The following is a 15,538-nucleotide window of genomic DNA, read 5'->3' as shown; positions in this document are numbered from 1 at the left end:
TTTTGCCTAGCCTCTTTTTTTACTCCTATTAACCCGCATTTTTCCGCTTGTTTTTGGGGTAAAATTTATTTTCGCCTTTCTCTAAACCCTTGTCTCATCTGGTTTCCCGAACATCGCAAATAGCTCTACAACAAGGGTGGATTTCATATCATTATGCCCCTGACCGCATGGGACACTGCAGTAAATGGTATATTCTCCGGGTTTATCTGCTTTGAAAGTGGCACTGCCGTCCCCTTGAATGTTTACACCCAATTCATCAATGGCCAGCCCATGGAATCCTTCAACATTTTTCAGATTAATCGTCACGTCAGCACCTGATTTCACCACAAATTTCTCTCCATTAAACTTCCAGTTAGATGCCTCAACGTTAAGTACTCCATTCTCAGCCTGAATGGTATTGGCATTGGCATTATCGGCAGGAGCTGCTTCTTCCTTATTGCTGCTGGAACATCCAGCTAACACCAGAATTCCTACCAATAACAAAGCTGTGAAAAGAAACCCCTTTTTGTTCATTATCTATTCCTCCTATCTGTTTTCTTTGGTCAGATTTTCCAAAGACAAATATCATTATAGAAGGAAAAGATTAAAAAATAATGGATAAAAAGTGTAAAACATATTAACATTGTGTGAACATATTTTTCAATGGTTTCTAACAACTTCATGACAATTTTTCAACAGTTATTTACTCCCAGATTCTTTCCAGTTATGATGAAATGGGAGGGAATCTAATGACATTTCGTATGAGCTTATTTAAAAGGACATATACTTATTTATTTATTACGATAACCCTTGGAATTGTGACCGCCTTAAACTGTTTTGCCAATGACATATGGACAATTTCTGGGCTTTGTTTTAACCGCTTCTATGTAGTCCCAGTCATACTAGCAGCCATTGTTTTTCGTATTAGGGGAGGTATCATTGTTTCTGTCATAGCCACCCTTTTAATTCTGCTTCAAGCCATGTTGGGGTGGCACATTCCCCATTTTAGCAATACAATTATTGAAATCGTACTGTTTTATATGGTTTCTCTACTGGTCGGTCATATGATGAATCAATTTGAAAGAAATCAATTGAAGAATCATCAAATGGAGCAAACTCTAGAAAGGTCTGAACGCTTAAGCAGTTTAGGAACCCTTGTGGCAGGTATTGCCCATGAAATACGCAACCCTTTGGCCATCATTCAAATAACCACCGAAACTCTGGAAGAAAAAATCGATCCGGCAGATGAATTAAAACAGTATACTTCTGTGCTAAAAGAAGAGATCAATCGCCTTAACAAGGTTTTGCATGAATTTTTAGATTTTACCCAACCTAAGGATCTCTCTTTTTCGTCCACTTCTGTTCATCAGACTCTAGAAAAGGTCCTTCGTCTTTCCAATAAATACTTGAAAGAGCATCATATATATTTACACACCAACTTTCAGGCCAAGTATGAAGTGATTTCTTCTGCACCGGACCGTTTAAAACAAATTTTTCTCAATTTGATTATTAATGCAGTGGAAGCCATGCCAACAGGGGGAGATCTCTACATTACTACCGAAAGTAATGCCGATGATATTTCGATTCATATTAAGGATACTGGAATTGGAATGAGTCCTGATACTATGAAGAGAGCATTTGAACCGTTTTATACAACGAAGGAAACCGGAACTGGATTAGGATTGTCCATCGTAAGCCAAATCATCTCCCTGCATCAAGGACATATCCATATCCAAAGTGAAAGAAACAAAGGGACTATGATTTCCTTAAGATTCCCTCTTTTATATGATAAAAAAGAAGGTGCATCCCATGCTGCATAAGGTGCTAATTATCGATGATGAAAAAAATATGCGATGGATCCTAGAGGAAGCATTAAAGAATGAATTTGAAGTTAAAAGTGTGGAAAATGGAGAATTGGGTCTAGAAATTAGCCAATCTTTTCAACCGGATCTCATTTTATTGGATGATCAACTGCCGCGAAAAAACGGTTTGGAGCTTCTGCCTGCATTTCTTGCCCAGAATCCTGATGTTCCAATTATTATGATGACTGCCTATGCAACTGTGGAAAATGCGGTTAAAGCCATAAAAATTGGTGCTGTGGATTATCTGACGAAACCATTTCACTTAAACCAGATAAAAGAGGTCATTAAGAGAAATATTGGAACCCAGGTGAAACAACAGCCGGTAATTATCGGGGAATCTAAAATCATGAAAGAAATTATACAACAAATTCGCTTAGTGGCACCCACCGATAGTACAGTCCTCGTTTCAGGTGAAAGTGGAACAGGAAAAGAATTGGTCGCCAAAGAACTGCACCAGAAAAGCAATCGGAAAGATCAACCCTTCGTAACGGTTAACTGTGCCGCTATTCCTGAAAATTTGATGGAAAGTGAATTATTTGGTCATGTAAAAGGAGCATTTACTGGAGCAGTTTCAAACAAGAAAGGATTCTTTCAGCTGGCGAATGGCGGAACCCTATTTCTTGATGAGATTGGAGAAATGCCCTATTATCTTCAGGCAAAGTTGTTAAGGGTACTGCAGGAAAAAAGCTTTTACCCTGTTGGAAGTGACACCCCCATTTCCGTCGATGTAAGGATTGTGGCAGCAACCAATCGAGACTTACACGAAGAAGTGGAATTGGGTAATTTTCGAATGGATCTATTTTATCGATTAAATGTATTTCCCATTCATCTCCCCCCTTTAAGGAAGAGAAAGGAAGATATATTAACTCTTGCCCACCATTTTTTGGATCGTTACAAGAGGCCTTATCAGCTTGATGAAGAAACGAAAACATTGCTAACTTCTTATGAATGGCCGGGAAATATCCGTGAACTGCAAAATTGCATGGAAAGGATGTTTATATTAAGCCAGGGAGGAGAGATCACCAAAGAACATGTGCCCCCAGAAATAAAGAACAAAATTACCCATAGCCATGCATCTTTTAACAAACCAGCAGATGAAGCCTCCCTTAATTTGGAAGAACATGAAAGGGAACTGATTGAGAATGCCCTAATGAAAACGAAAGGTAATCAAAGTCAAGCGGCAAAGTTACTGGGAATCACCCGTTATACGCTATTATACCGAATGAAAAAATACCAGATTCTGAAGTAAAATTCCGTTATAAACCTAAAAGAGTATAAAAAAGAGGAGAGGATCTCTGAACCTCTCCTCTTTTAATGATTAATTTGGGAACTTTGTTTTCAGGTAATTTACAATAGTATCCGCTTGTTCAGGGGTCAATTTGGCACCATTTTTAATCATCTTGTCAACGGTCTGCTCCCACGCATCACCTTTGATTCCGCTGGCCTCAATGGTATTAAGTCCATGGCAAGTGCTGCAGGACTCTTGATACAGTTTTTCTTCTAGCGTTATAGGAGTAGCGTCAGCGGTTTCCTTATTGTTTTTTTCAACTGCCAGCTCTTCAGCTTTTGCCTGCCATTCTAAAGCGACTTCCTTAGGAACGGATGTCATAAGTTGTAATCCATTTGGATTTAGACCAACAGGAATATTGTCTACCACCTCAAAGGTCTCCGTATCGATCACTGAAAGGGAGGATTCTCCCCAATTGGTGGTATAGGCTAATTTTGCATCTGGACTAAAGATTAAATTGTGCGGATTCTTTACCACGGGAATATTTTTGATGATTTCCATCGTGCTTAAATCAACCACAGAGATAAAGGTGTCATTATTTGCGGTCACATAAGCATATTTTCCATCGGGTGACATAGTTGGGATGTTGGCACCTAAACCAGCTTGTAATGTTTTTACTACTTCAAAATTTTTGGTATCAATGACTGTGACGGTACCATCCCCCTGATTTCCGGTCATCAAGTATTTTCCGTCGTTTGTAAATCTCAAATTGTGTACACCTTTTCCGGTAGGAACCTCCGCTAGAATTTCTAAAGTATGGGTATCAATAATAACCGCTTTAGCCTCATCAGTTACCCCGACAGCTAAAAGCTTTCCATCGGGAGACATGGTGTTCCCGTTTGCCACTGGACCAGTTTTAATATCCTTTACTTTTTCCATGGTCGTCATGTCAATAACGGATAAGAAATCCGACTTGTTATTGCTGACAAAGGCATATTTTCCATCCTTAGTGATACTTGTATCATGGGCTCCTTTTCCTGCCTCTATTTTCTTCACCAATTTGTTGTTTTCCATGTCAATAACTGCAGCCACTTTATCACCAGTTACTCCTACCACTAAGGTTTTTCCGTCAGGCATATATCCCGGATGAGTCGGGGCTTTCCCCACTTCTATTTTGCCAATGACTTCGTTGGTAGCAGTACTGATCACAGTAATAAAGGTTTCTCCCTTAGGCATCACATACACATACTTTTCATCTGGAGATAAGTAAACGTGGTGGGATACTTTTCCAGACGGTATGGTTGCCACAACCTTGTTAATGCTGGTATCCACAACTGATACATCATTGGAACCTTCATTGGCCACGTAAATCCAGTATGGTGTATCCGTAGTTTTTTGGAGTTCAGCTTTCTCTTCAACCTGTCGAGATCCCTCTTCTTTATTGCCAACATTACCATTCTCTCCCTGTGTTGGATTCGTTGAGGTTGTTGTTTCTGTTGTTGACCCGCATGCAGTAACAAACAATACAACCATACTAAACAACAGCAGTGCAATCCAAAGTTTGTTTTTCCCGTTTTTCTTGTTCTTCATTTTTACTCCCCCTAATTGAATTTGTGAACCATTTCACGTTATTAAAGAATAAGCAAAAAGGATGCCAATTTTAGAAGCACCATGAACGGAGAAATTGTTAACTTTTTGTGCAGATCAATGTGACAACTTGTGTGATTTGACACACTACATTTGTGTGATTTGGCACATTCGAATATTTGGGGAAGCGAAGGCGAAAACTATAAGCGAGAAGGGAGGAAGTTAAATGGCCTTTTTAAAAAGACGGAATCAATCTTTAAAGTCACCCCTAAACATGGCCCTTGTGGCCACAACATTAGCAATGATCCTTTCACCACAGTTAAGAAAAAAAACGAAAAATTTAGCGATAAAAGGGTCAATTTCGATGATGAATTGGTATAATCAATTGCGTACCCTAAAAATAGAACGAGAAGAACAAAATCAAACGAATTCCGAAACAAACGGTGGTGTGGACCATGCATGTTGTAAAGCTGAAGAAATCCATGAACAGGTGACTGATTCCTATCAACAGGTTGGGACAAGAGATTATCCTGAGGCTTAATAACACTTATCCCAACAATGCGAATAGAATCATAAAAGACCTCCACGATTCAACTTGGAGGTCTTCTTCAATGGTTATTCATTAGTGATAGAAATATGAATCTCCTTTAATTGCTTGTCATCCACCTTATCCGGGGCATGGGTCATCAGATCGGTGGCACTGGCGGTTTTTGGAAAAGCAATGCATTCACGCAAATTGTTTCTTCCAGCCAAGATCATGACGATCCGGTCGAATCCAAAGGCAATTCCCCCATGGGGAGGGGTCCCATATTCAAAGGCTTCGAGGAGAAATCCAAATTTTTCTTTTGCTTCTTCCTGGGAAAATCCGAGGGCTTGAAACATTTTCTCCTGAATTTCCCGTTTAAATATACGCATGCTTCCCCCGCCAATTTCATAACCGTTTAAAACCATATCATAAGCTTGGGCACGGATTTTTCCTGGATCCGTGTCAAAAAATGGAATATCCTCTTCCCTAGGCATAGTAAAGGGATGATGCTCCGCTACGAACCTTTCTTCTTCCTCATCATAGGAGAGAAGCGGAAAATCAATGACCCATAGGAACTTAAAGGTGTTGTCATCAATCAGATTCAGATCTCTTCCAAGCTTTAGACGGAGATTGCCCAAAGCATCAGCCACAACCTTCGGATTATCTGCGACAAATAAGAATAGATCCCCCTCTTCTCCTTGTAACCTCTCTGTAAAGGATTGCAGTTCCTCCTCAGAGAAGAATTTCGCGATTGGCCCCTTTAATCCGTCTTCCTTATAAGCCAGCCAAGCTAATCCTTTAGCACCATATCTCGCTACAAATTCACCCAATAAATCAATTTCCTTGCGACTATAATCTCCGCAACCCTTGGCATTGATGGCTTTGACCTGTCCACCATTTTCCACAGCTTGACGAAATACCTTAAAATTGCAGTTTTCCACCAGATCCGATACATCAACCAGTTCCAATCCAAAACGAAGATCAGGTTTATCTGAACCATATCGTTCTATTGCTTCCTGGTAGGATAGCTTCAAAAATGGCCGTTCGATGGTGATTCCCACAATTTCCTTCATGAGTTTTGCCATTAACTCCTCCATCAATTCATGGAGTTCCTCCATCTTCATAAAGGAGGTCTCTATATCCACCTGCGTAAATTCCGGTTGGCGATCAGCCCTTAAATCTTCATCTCTAAAACAGCGGACAATCTGAAAATATTTCTCATATCCAGCCACCATTAACAATTGTTTAAACAGTTGGGGGGATTGAGGCAAAGCGTAAAATTCTCCGGGATGAACCCTGCTCGGAACCAAATAATCCCGTGCCCCTTCAGGAGTGCTTTTGGTTAACATGGGCGTCTCAATTTCCAAAAAACCATGCTGATCTAAAAAGTCCCGGAAAATTTTTGCCGCTTGATGCCTGATTTTTAAAGTTTTTTGCATCACGGGACGACGCAAATCAAGATATCTGTACTTAAGGCGGATGGACTCCTCCACCTCAACATCATCCTGAATGAGGAATGGAGGGGTTTTAGCAGGATTAATAATTTCCAGATTGATAGCCTGTACCTCAATTTCTCCGGTTTTAATATTGGGATTTATGGTGTCTGGACTCCGTTCCACCACTTTTCCTTCAACTGTAATCACAAATTCACTTCTCACTTTATCGGCCAGCTCCCAGGCTTCTTGGGAATATTCTGGACCAAAGACCACTTGAACCAACCCGCTTCGGTCCCTTACATCCACAAATATTAATCCGCCAAGGTCTCTCCTTTTTTGTACCCATCCACTTAGTTTCACCACTTGGCCAACCAACTCTTTGGAAAGCAATCCACAATGATGTGTTCGAAATAAGGTTTCCATTCCTACTCCTCCATTACGTTATTTCATTATCTTTTCCTTTAGAATATGAAGCACCTGTTCATAAGCTGCCTCTTCCTGTTCCCCGGTTGCCATGTCTTTTATTAAGACATTTCCCCTACTCATTTCTTCCTCACCAAAAATACAAACCCATTTTGCATGAAACCGGTCGGCAGACTTTATCTGAGCCTTCATTTTGCGATTCATATAATCCATATCTGCTGAAAATCCGGCTGCACGAAGTTTCTGAATAAGAGCAACTGCTTTTCCTTTCACGTGTTCGGTCTGGATGGCCAAATAAACATCCAAAAAGGACTGAATAGGGAGGTTTACCTGGTGAGCCTCAAGGGCCAAAAGTACCCTTTCAATACTTAAGGCAAAACCAATGCCGGGAACCGGTGGCCCCCCGATCTCCTCAACCAATCCGTTGTACCGTCCTCCACCACATAACGTGCCAACCGCTCCAATTCTGGTTTCCATGATTTCAAAGGCTGTTCTGGTATAGTAGTCTAATCCCCGAACCATTCTTGGATTTACAACATAGGAAATGCCCATCTCTTTTAAATAATCCTTTACTTTTTGAAAGTGAGAATCACAATCCTCGCACAGATGCTCCAGTACGGAAGGTGCATCTTTAGTCAATTCTTTGCAACTTTCTACTTTGCAATCAAGAATCCGCATGGGGTTACGCTCCAGTCTCGATTGACAGTCTTTGCACAATTTGTCCCTATAGGGTAAAAGATGGCTGACTAGTGCTTCGCGATGGATCGGCCTGCAGTCGGGACAACCAACGCTGTTTATTTCTACATGAAGGTTGGAAATCCCCAATTCCTCATAAAAGGAAAGGGCTAATGCAATAACTTCAACATCAATACTGGGATCATCACTTCCTAGGGCTTCCAAACCGATTTGCGTAAATTGGCGAGTCCTTCCAGCCTGTGGCCTCTCGTAGCGAAACATGGGCCCGATATAGTAGAGCTTGGTCGGCTGCTGAGGGTTGCCATACATCTTGTTCTCCACAAAGGATCGGACAACAGAAGCTGTACCTTCCGGTCTTAACGTTATGCTTCTTTCCCCTTTATCCAAGAAGGTGTACATCTCTTTTTCCACAATATCTGTGGTTTCTCCTACCCCCCGCAGGAACAGCTCGGTATATTCAAACATAGGAGTTCTAATTTCCTGATAATGATAACGATGAAATAAATCCCTTGCTTTGTCTTCAATGATCTGCCATTTTTCCACTTCTCCCGGCAACACATCTGCCGTTCCTCTTGGAATCCTTATGTTCATTTCTATCCCTCCTACAACATAAAATAAAATCTCCCGCCACTGACCTTATGTTGTCAGGGACGAGAGATTGACTGTTCAATCACCCGTGGTGCCACCCTAATTGGATATGATCCCACTTATTTCAGGTTAACGCCCTGTCCATACGCCCATTGATTACTTAAGGAGTCTCCTAAGGAATCTCCTTTTTCAACAAGGGTCTTCCGGGATGTCCTTCATAAGGTAGAATAGGGAATGGTTTCAGCCACGCCATTCCTCTCTTGTACTATTCGTCGCCCCTTATTACTTTTCCCTTCATTAGATCTTCATTAGATCACAGTGAATTATCTTGCAGATATATTACGCAACTTCATATCAATTGTCAAGGTATATTTCGTTCAATTTTTCAATCTTTTTCCTAATGATTTCCTGATAGGTCTCATAATATACCTTAGGCTCCTTCGGATTGGGCCAACGGATAATTTTTTCTGAACCAGGTGGAATTAGTTTGCTGACCGCTCCACAGCCAAGACCGATGATGGTTTGCCTTTCTTCCATGATAATGATGTTATACATGCTCTCTTTTCCCGGTAGGGAATATCCAATATTCTCTAAGTTTCCTAGGATATTTTTTTGCCGATATAGATAATAGGGAAAATATGAATGTTCCTCTGTCCATTGGGACGCCATTTCCATCATCGTTCGAATTTCATCCTGCTCGCTAATTTCATATCTCTTCCTATTTTGAGTCATGGCGGATGCCCTTTTGAAGGATAATGTATGCACGGTTAATGATTCCGGCATTAATTCCTCAATCATCTTCAAGGAATGGGAAAATTCTGTTTCCCCCTCTCCCGGTAGGCCTATAATTAAATCCATGTTAATATTGTTAAATCCCATGGACCTGGCTAATTGAAATGTTTCAATGGTTTCTTCCACGGTATGGTGACGTCCAATGGTGGTTAAGGTTTCCTGGATAAAGGACTGGGGGTTGATGCTGATTCGGTCCACATTCCAACGTTTCATGACTTCCAATTTATCTTTTTCAAGGGTATCCGGTCGCCCCGCTTCTACCGTCCATTCCCTCACTTGATCCATATATGGGATGGAATCAGCCATCACCTGATACAATTCATCCATTTCACTGGCTGAAATACTTGTCGGAGTTCCGCCTCCAAAGTAGATGGTGGTTACACGAATCTGCCTCTCCCTCAACCATTTTCCAATCGCCCTCATTTCTTGATGGAGACTCTTTAAGAAAGTATCTACCGATCCTTGTCTTCCATGTATTGCATAGGCGGGAAAGGTACAATAGGCGCATTTCGTCGGACAAAAGGGGATTCCAATATATAAACTAACATCCCTGTTCAATTGATATAAATCTGGGATGACTTTTTTCTGAATATCAACAATTTCCTGAAGCAGCTTGATTTTCTCTGGCTTCACCAGGAAATTTTCTTCCAGCTCACGATGGGCTTCCTCTTCGCTCAAACCGTCCAATAAAAAGCGATGAAGCAGTTTAGTTGGGCGAATCCCTGTCAAAATTCCCCATGGTTGTCTTTCCCCAGTTGCCTGCTCCAATACCTCAACCAAAACGACATGCAACGCCTGTTTTTCAGCCTTTTGCAATTCACGTCCAGATTGGGTTCCATCAACAGAACGGCTATGGGTAGAGTTCCACTTTCCCGGTACATATTTTTCCCAAATTAATTGGGCCTTTGCTGCTATTCTATGGATTCCATCTTTGGATTCATCATCAGATTTTCGATTTGATTCTTCAATTGAAAGGAATATCTTGATCTCATTTTCTGTTTGGATCCCATAATTCCCATCTTCATTATTCAGATGTTCTTTCATCTGAAGATCATTGTCATTGCTGAAAAAATAATTTATGGTTACATTCCCACGTTCAAAAAATAAGGAAATGATGTTTTCAATTTCCTGTATATACCGATGTCCTTGACAATATATCGTGATTTTCATTGTTTATCCTCCAAGTCATCCCACACTACGGAACAGTGTAACGAAAGAATAATTGCGCGTCAATCGTTGGACATCCTTGAACTTCTGGAACCTTTCATTACTGCCTGGGATATTTGAGGGTTGAAAAACGAACTCCTTCCTCTTCTTCATGGACTGCTTCTTCCTCTATTTCATCGTGGAAATCAACAGACATTAATTTTCCCTGTATCCATTCCACCATTTTTTCCTTCATACTCATTCTCATCTTGCCACCTCCAACGTTACGATCATTTTTTCCAAATATTAAAGAATGTATGACTTTAGAAATGGGGAAGGAAAATCCTCGCAAGAATCGAATACATCTAAAGAATAAATCACCTTGCTTAATCGCCCAGAAAGGAATGTTTTTCTTGTCACAACACAGTCATTTACTTAAAGAAATTGGAATGATTCTCCTGCTTCCGTTGGTGGTCTTATTACTTTTATTCGGCAAAGAAACGGAAGCCAGCACTCAAATTTCGCCGACAGTAGATAATTTAAACGTCAGAACCGGGCCTGGCTTTAATTTTCCTGTTTTAGGAAGGATTCAGAAAGGAGAAAGTTATTCTTTACTGGAAGAACAGGACCAATGGGTACAAATTGAATGGGCAGAGGATAAAATAGGTTGGGTAGCCGGTTGGCTGATCTCAAAAAAAGAATCCCCCAACTACATTCTTGCCATTGAACCAAGGGTGGAAAAAGTAAATGTCCGCTTGGGACCCAGTACATCTTTTCAAGTGATCGAAGCCATTAATCCAGGTGAGACTTATCCGTTCGTAAAAGAAGAGGGGGATTGGATTCAAATTCAATTAAACAATAATATCCAGGGATGGGTAGCTGGATGGTTAGTCACAAAGAAGGAAACCCCTCCGAAGGCCACATCCATTTCCACTTCAGCAGCTACTGTCAATGTTCCTGTTTTAAATGTCCGTTCAGGACCTGGTGTAGAATACGAAAAGATTGGAGAACTAAAAAAAGGAGATACCTTAGATGTTCGCCGAGTAAAGGAAGGATGGTATCAGCTTATTTTCAATGGACAAGAAGGATGGGTAGCTGGAGAATATGCAACCATGGATAAAGCAGCGGAAAATAGCAATTCCCTGCCATCACCAACTAAACCAATCAGGATGAAAGTAAAGCCAGCCGTCCTCAATATGAGAAGCGGGCCGTCTTTAGAGAGTCAAGTGATTTCCAAATTAAACCAGGGTGACATTTTAACCGTAATCCAACAAAAAAATGACTGGTTTCAAGTGAAAACATTTGACGGAAATGAAGGATGGGTAGCTGGCTGGCTAGTCACAGAAATTTCCGGAACAGTGGCCAATGAGCCAAAAGTAAAAATATTAAATCCCGGCACCAACATTCGTTCAGGACCAAGTACCAATAATTCCGTGATCATCCGGGCAAATGTCGGAGATACTTTTCCCATCCTTGGAACTGAAGGAGATTGGTTTAATATTCAGCTCCCTGATGGAAAAAAAGGTTACGTGGCGGGTTGGATCGTTGCCGCTGAAGGAATCCCAAATGTAACAAGGCCTACGATATCCAAATACCTAAAAGACAAAACCATCATCGTTGATCCCGGACATGGAGGAAGGGATAATGGAGCCACCGGTCCAGGATTAAAGACCCTTGAAAAAAAAGTAAATCTTCAAGTGGCCAAGCTTTTAGCAGCCAAATTGGAAGCTGCCGGTGCGAAAGTAGTCATGACCAGAACGACTGACGAAACTGTTCCCTTGCAAAAAAGGGTGGATTTATCCATCCAATATAATGCCGATTTATTTGTAAGTGTTCATCACAACACCAATGATGACAATCGAATAAATGGAACGATTACTTATTACTATACCAATGGACAGGATCGGGAATTAGCCAGTTATGTTCAGCGGGAAGTTGTAAAGAGAAATGGTTTAAGAGATTTGAAAGCCAGAAAGGGAAATTATTTTGTCCTTAGGGAAAATCCTCGTTTAGCGATCTTGGTAGAGCTTGGATTTTTAACTAACTATAATGAGGAAATGGTTATACGTTCCAAGCGGTTTCAAGAGCAAAGTGCTGAAGGGATCTTCCAAGGAATTCTTGAGTACTTTGAAAAAAATAATTGAGTATATCCCCACTCCATTGCTCATACTAACCTTAAGGGAGTGAGGTGAAATAAATGGCTGAAGAAATAAGGAATGAGGGTCACGGACAAGGTGGAGAAAGAGCAGTTGAAGATACCTCTGCCAGATGGATTGGCTGGATTGGAATTGCTGCATCCATCATTGCTTTCTTCTTTGCTCCATATATAATGGGTGGGGCAGGAATAATTTTGGGGATTATCGGCCTTTTTAGCAACGCCAAAACATTAAGCTGGTGGGCAATAGGTCTTGGAGCAGCAGCCATCATCATCAGGTGGTTTATGGTGGGTTATTAGATTCGAGTCCTCTGCCGTATATTGGCGGAGGACTATTTTGGGTTTTTAATGATCACTTTCAACAATAAGGGTAACCGGCCCCTCATTGGTCAGAGAAACATCCATCATGGCTCCAAAGACTCCTGTTTCAACTTGAACACCCTTTTCACGAAGAGCCTGATTAAAAGCGTCATATAATTTTTTCGCCTGTTCTGGACGGGCTGCGGCCATGAAATTAGGACGACGCCCCTTTCGAGCGTCACCATATACGGTAAATTGTGAAATGGACAAAATACTTCCTCCAACATCCAAAAGGGAAAGATTCATTTTGCCTTCCGCATCTTCAAATATTCTGAGATGAACGATTTTTTCCGCCATATATGATACATCCTGAAGTGTATCTTCATGGGTCATGCCAACTAAAAGAACCAATCCCCTGCCGATTGCTCCTGTAACTTCTCCGTTTACGATTACCGATGCATTCTTTGCTCTCTGAACAACAATTCTCATTCTTTCCTCCAAAGTTTTTGATTCAAAGGACTATTGCATCACTCTTTGCACAGAATAGATATCTTTAATTCTTTTCACTCGCTCAACGACTCGATGAAGATGATCCAAATTCCGAATGGATATCGTCACATGAATATGAGCCATTCGGTTTTTGTCAGATTTTCCAGCCACTTCAGTAATATTTGTTTTGGTTTCTGAGATGGCTTGAAGCACTTCATTCAGCAATCCTCTGCGGTCCAATCCGCAAACTTCTATATCCACATGATATGACTGGTCGGTATTTGCTTCCCATTCCACAGGGATAAAACGTTCCTTGTCCACTTCATGTTTTACATTTATGCAATCGCAGCGATGGATGGATACGCCTCTACCACGGGTAATATATCCGATGATATCATCTCCGGGAACAGGGTTGCAACAGCGGGAAAAACGGACCAACAGGTTGTCCACTCCTTTTACACGAACCCCCTGATCCTGTTTCCCCTTTGATTTATATTCATTTACAGGGATTTTATATTCAGGAGGATTTTCCCTTCGGAATTTTTCAGTCAACCGGGTGACGATTTGGGCTGCCGTAATTCCGCCATAGCCAATGGCAGCATACATGTCTTCCTCACCCTGGAAATTAAATTTCTTTGCCACCTTATCCAAGGCTTCATCGGTCATAAATTGCTTAGGATCAAATCCCTGTTTGGTCAGTTCATCCTCAATGGCTTCCTTTCCTTTCAGGATATTTTCTTCCCGTTTTTCTTTTTTAAACCATTGGCGGATTTTATTCCTGGCTTGGGATGATTTCGCAATTTTTAACCAGTCCTGGCTGGGACCATAGCTGTGTTTGGATGTTAAGATTTCGACAATGTCCCCGGTTTTTAATTTATGATCAAGGGGAACAATTTTCCCATTTACTTTCGCTCCAATGCAACGATTTCCTACTTCAGTGTGAATCCGATAAGCAAAATCCAAAGGAACAGAACCTGCCGGCAATTCAATGACATCCCCTTTTGGGGTAAAAACAAATACGAGGTCCGAGAAGAGGTCCACTTTAAGGGTCTCCATAAATTCTTGAGCATCTTTAACTTCCTGTTGCCACTCCAATATCTCACGAAACCATGCCAACTTTTTCTCAAATGCCCCATTGACATTGGCCTTGCCCTCTTTATAGGCCCAATGGGCGGCAATTCCATATTCGGCAATCCGATGCATGTCAAAGGTCCGAATCTGAACCTCCATCGGTTCTCCCCTTGGACCAATGACCGTTGTATGAAGGGATTGATACATATTTGTTTTAGGCATTGCAATGTAGTCCTTAAACCGGCCAGGCATGGGTTTCCATAAGGTATGAACAATTCCCAATACCGCATAACAATCCCTAATATCATCAACAATCACCCGAACAGCCAGTAAATCATAAATCTCATTAAACTGCTTGTTTTGGTTTACCATTTTCCGGTAAATGCTGTATAGGTGTTTTGGACGGCCAGATACTTCCGCTTTTATTTTTAATTCATCCAATTTCTCCTTAATCTTGTCTATGACTTCATGCAAATACTGCTCCCGTTCCGCTCTCTTCTTTTTCATCAGATGAACAATACGATAATACTGCTGAGGATTTAAGTACCGAAGTGCAATATCCTCTAATTCCCACTTGATGGAGGCAATTCCCAAACGATGAGCCAATGGAGAAAAAATTTCTAAAGTTTCATCGGCAATTCGACGCTGTTTCTCTTCCGGTAAATGCTTTAAAGTTCTCATGTTATGCAGCCTGTCTGCCAGTTTGATCAAAATCACACGAATATCCTTAGCCATGGCTACAAACATTTTCCGATGATTTTCTGCCTGCTGTTCCTCCTTAGATTTATAACGAATACGGCCTAATTTCGTAACTCCATCGACAAGCAAAGCTACTTCCTTTCCAAAGTTTGCCTCCAGTTCACTTAGGGTTACTTCTGTATCTTCCACCACATCATGAAGAATAGCTGCTGCAACCGTAACAGCATCCATTTGTAAATCCAATAAGATGCCTGCCACTGCGGCAGGGTGAACAATATAAGCTTCACCGGACTTGCGAACTTGCCCCTTATGGGCTTTATCTGCAAAGCGATATGCCTTCTCAATAAAATCTATATCTTGTATGGAAAGATATTTCTCCGCCTTTTGTATTAATTCATCAATTCCCATGAATATTCCCCTTAAGGCTAAAAATGTATTTCTATCTATTATGTAAGATTCGACAAACTTTGTAAAGAAGGCTGACTGCTCAATTCCCGAGCGTTTATAAACTATTGTTATGATTGTTGTATTTATTTTGATTTATTACAATTGTAAAGCCAA

13 protein-coding genes and 1 other annotated feature are annotated in these 15,538 nt (G+C 41.0%); of the genes, 5 read left to right on the top strand and 8 right to left on the bottom strand.

Annotation, left to right across the window (positions count from 1 at the left end):
* Positions 1 to 81 precede the first annotated feature (81 nt).
* A complete protein-coding gene (locus tag L1765_RS02055; protein WP_236403937.1) occupies positions 82 to 513 on the bottom strand; it encodes a cupredoxin domain-containing protein in 432 nt (143 codons plus the stop codon).
* Between the two features lie 215 nt (positions 514 to 728).
* Between L1765_RS02055 and L1765_RS02050 the strand changes: the two genes are divergently transcribed.
* Together L1765_RS02050 and L1765_RS02045 are read left to right on the top strand one after the other, a co-directional pair.
* Positions 729 to 1,799, top strand: a complete 1,071-nt coding sequence (locus tag L1765_RS02050) for a sensor histidine kinase (RefSeq protein WP_236403933.1) — start codon at positions 729 to 731, stop codon at positions 1,797 to 1,799.
* Positions 1,789 to 3,090 (top strand): sigma-54-dependent transcriptional regulator, encoded by a 1,302-nt coding sequence (locus L1765_RS02045; RefSeq protein ID WP_236403931.1) that lies wholly within the window; start codon positions 1,789 to 1,791, stop codon positions 3,088 to 3,090. Before L1765_RS02050 ends, L1765_RS02045 begins: the two co-directional genes overlap by 11 nt.
* 69 nt (positions 3,091 to 3,159) lie before the next feature.
* On the opposite strand, the gene L1765_RS02040 is transcribed toward L1765_RS02045, so the two are convergent.
* Positions 3,160 to 4,659 (bottom strand): cytochrome D1 domain-containing protein, encoded by a 1,500-nt coding sequence (locus L1765_RS02040; protein WP_236403928.1) that lies wholly within the window; start codon positions 4,657 to 4,659, stop codon positions 3,160 to 3,162.
* Between the two features lie 223 nt (positions 4,660 to 4,882).
* On the opposite strand from L1765_RS02040, the gene L1765_RS02035 reads away from it, so the two are divergent.
* The gene (locus L1765_RS02035; RefSeq protein WP_236403926.1) at positions 4,883 to 5,197 is read left to right on the top strand and encodes a hypothetical protein; all 315 of its coding nucleotides are present in this window, start codon (positions 4,883 to 4,885) and stop codon (positions 5,195 to 5,197) included.
* A 74-nt stretch (positions 5,198 to 5,271) separates the two neighbouring features.
* On the opposite strand, the gene aspS is transcribed toward L1765_RS02035, so the two are convergent.
* The 4 genes from aspS to L1765_RS02015 form a co-directional block, all read right to left on the bottom strand.
* Positions 5,272 to 7,041 carry an aspartate--tRNA ligase gene (gene aspS, locus L1765_RS02030; RefSeq protein WP_236403925.1) on the bottom strand — a complete coding sequence of 590 codons (1,770 nt, stop codon included), beginning with the start codon at positions 7,039 to 7,041 and terminating at the stop codon, positions 5,272 to 5,274.
* Between the two features lie 18 nt (positions 7,042 to 7,059).
* Positions 7,060 to 8,328 (bottom strand): histidine--tRNA ligase, encoded by a 1,269-nt coding sequence (gene hisS / locus L1765_RS02025; RefSeq protein ID WP_236403922.1) that lies wholly within the window; start codon positions 8,326 to 8,328, stop codon positions 7,060 to 7,062.
* A gap of 52 nt (positions 8,329 to 8,380) precedes the next feature.
* Positions 8,381 to 8,632 (bottom strand) — a binding site (T-box leader).
* Positions 8,633 to 8,679: 47 nt separating this feature from the next.
* Complete coding sequence (locus L1765_RS02020) at positions 8,680 to 10,287, bottom strand: coproporphyrinogen III oxidase (protein WP_236403918.1); 1,608 nt, start codon at positions 10,285 to 10,287, stop codon at positions 8,680 to 8,682.
* A gap of 97 nt (positions 10,288 to 10,384) precedes the next feature.
* Positions 10,385 to 10,531 (bottom strand): hypothetical protein, encoded by a 147-nt coding sequence (locus tag L1765_RS02015; protein WP_236403915.1) that lies wholly within the window; start codon positions 10,529 to 10,531, stop codon positions 10,385 to 10,387.
* Positions 10,532 to 10,676: 145 nt separating this feature from the next.
* Here L1765_RS02015 and L1765_RS02010 point away from each other — a divergent pair, with 145 nt between their 5' ends.
* Together L1765_RS02010 and L1765_RS02005 are read left to right on the top strand one after the other, a co-directional pair.
* Positions 10,677 to 12,407: an SH3 domain-containing protein gene (locus L1765_RS02010; RefSeq protein ID WP_236403913.1), complete on the top strand. Its 1,731-nt coding sequence runs from the start codon at positions 10,677 to 10,679 to the stop codon at positions 12,405 to 12,407.
* A gap of 53 nt (positions 12,408 to 12,460) precedes the next feature.
* Positions 12,461 to 12,718, top strand: coding sequence for a hypothetical protein (locus tag L1765_RS02005; RefSeq protein WP_236403911.1), 258 nt, complete (start codon positions 12,461 to 12,463; stop codon positions 12,716 to 12,718).
* Between the two features lie 45 nt (positions 12,719 to 12,763).
* Here the strand turns inward: L1765_RS02005 and dtd are convergent, their stop codons facing one another.
* Together dtd and L1765_RS01995 are read right to left on the bottom strand one after the other, a co-directional pair.
* The gene (gene dtd, locus L1765_RS02000; RefSeq protein ID WP_236403910.1) at positions 12,764 to 13,207 is read right to left on the bottom strand and encodes a D-aminoacyl-tRNA deacylase; all 444 of its coding nucleotides are present in this window, start codon (positions 13,205 to 13,207) and stop codon (positions 12,764 to 12,766) included.
* Positions 13,208 to 13,237: 30 nt separating this feature from the next.
* Complete coding sequence (locus tag L1765_RS01995) at positions 13,238 to 15,385, bottom strand: RelA/SpoT family protein (protein ID WP_236403909.1); 2,148 nt, start codon at positions 15,383 to 15,385, stop codon at positions 13,238 to 13,240.
* Between the last annotated feature and the right edge of the window lie 153 nt (positions 15,386 to 15,538).

The sequence above is a fragment of the Microaerobacter geothermalis genome, assembly GCF_021608135.1.
In the GTDB taxonomy this organism is placed as follows: domain Bacteria; phylum Bacillota; class Bacilli; order DSM-22679; family DSM-22679; genus Microaerobacter; species Microaerobacter geothermalis.
Note: the sequence above shows the minus strand (reverse complement) of the source record. Positions and strands in the feature narration are given on the sequence as shown.

Coding starts and splice junctions, on each gene's coding strand:
- hisS (WP_236403922.1), bottom strand. CDS start 8,328: ATGAACATAAGGATTCCAAGAGGAACGGCAGATGTGTTGCCGGGAGAA.
- L1765_RS02020 (WP_236403918.1), bottom strand. CDS start 10,287: ATGAAAATCACGATATATTGTCAAGGACATCGGTATATACAGGAAATT.
- aspS (WP_236403925.1), bottom strand. CDS start 7,041: ATGGAAACCTTATTTCGAACACATCATTGTGGATTGCTTTCCAAAGAG.
- L1765_RS02045 (WP_236403931.1), top strand. CDS start 1,789: ATGCTGCATAAGGTGCTAATTATCGATGATGAAAAAAATATGCGATGG.
- L1765_RS02050 (WP_236403933.1), top strand. CDS start 729: ATGACATTTCGTATGAGCTTATTTAAAAGGACATATACTTATTTATTT.
- L1765_RS02055 (WP_236403937.1), bottom strand. CDS start 513: ATGAACAAAAAGGGGTTTCTTTTCACAGCTTTGTTATTGGTAGGAATT.
- L1765_RS02015 (WP_236403915.1), bottom strand. CDS start 10,531: ATGAGAATGAGTATGAAGGAAAAAATGGTGGAATGGATACAGGGAAAA.
- L1765_RS02040 (WP_236403928.1), bottom strand. CDS start 4,659: ATGAAGAACAAGAAAAACGGGAAAAACAAACTTTGGATTGCACTGCTG.
- L1765_RS02005 (WP_236403911.1), top strand. CDS start 12,461: ATGGCTGAAGAAATAAGGAATGAGGGTCACGGACAAGGTGGAGAAAGA.
- L1765_RS01995 (WP_236403909.1), bottom strand. CDS start 15,385: ATGGGAATTGATGAATTAATACAAAAGGCGGAGAAATATCTTTCCATA.
- L1765_RS02035 (WP_236403926.1), top strand. CDS start 4,883: ATGGCCTTTTTAAAAAGACGGAATCAATCTTTAAAGTCACCCCTAAAC.
- dtd (WP_236403910.1), bottom strand. CDS start 13,207: ATGAGAATTGTTGTTCAGAGAGCAAAGAATGCATCGGTAATCGTAAAC.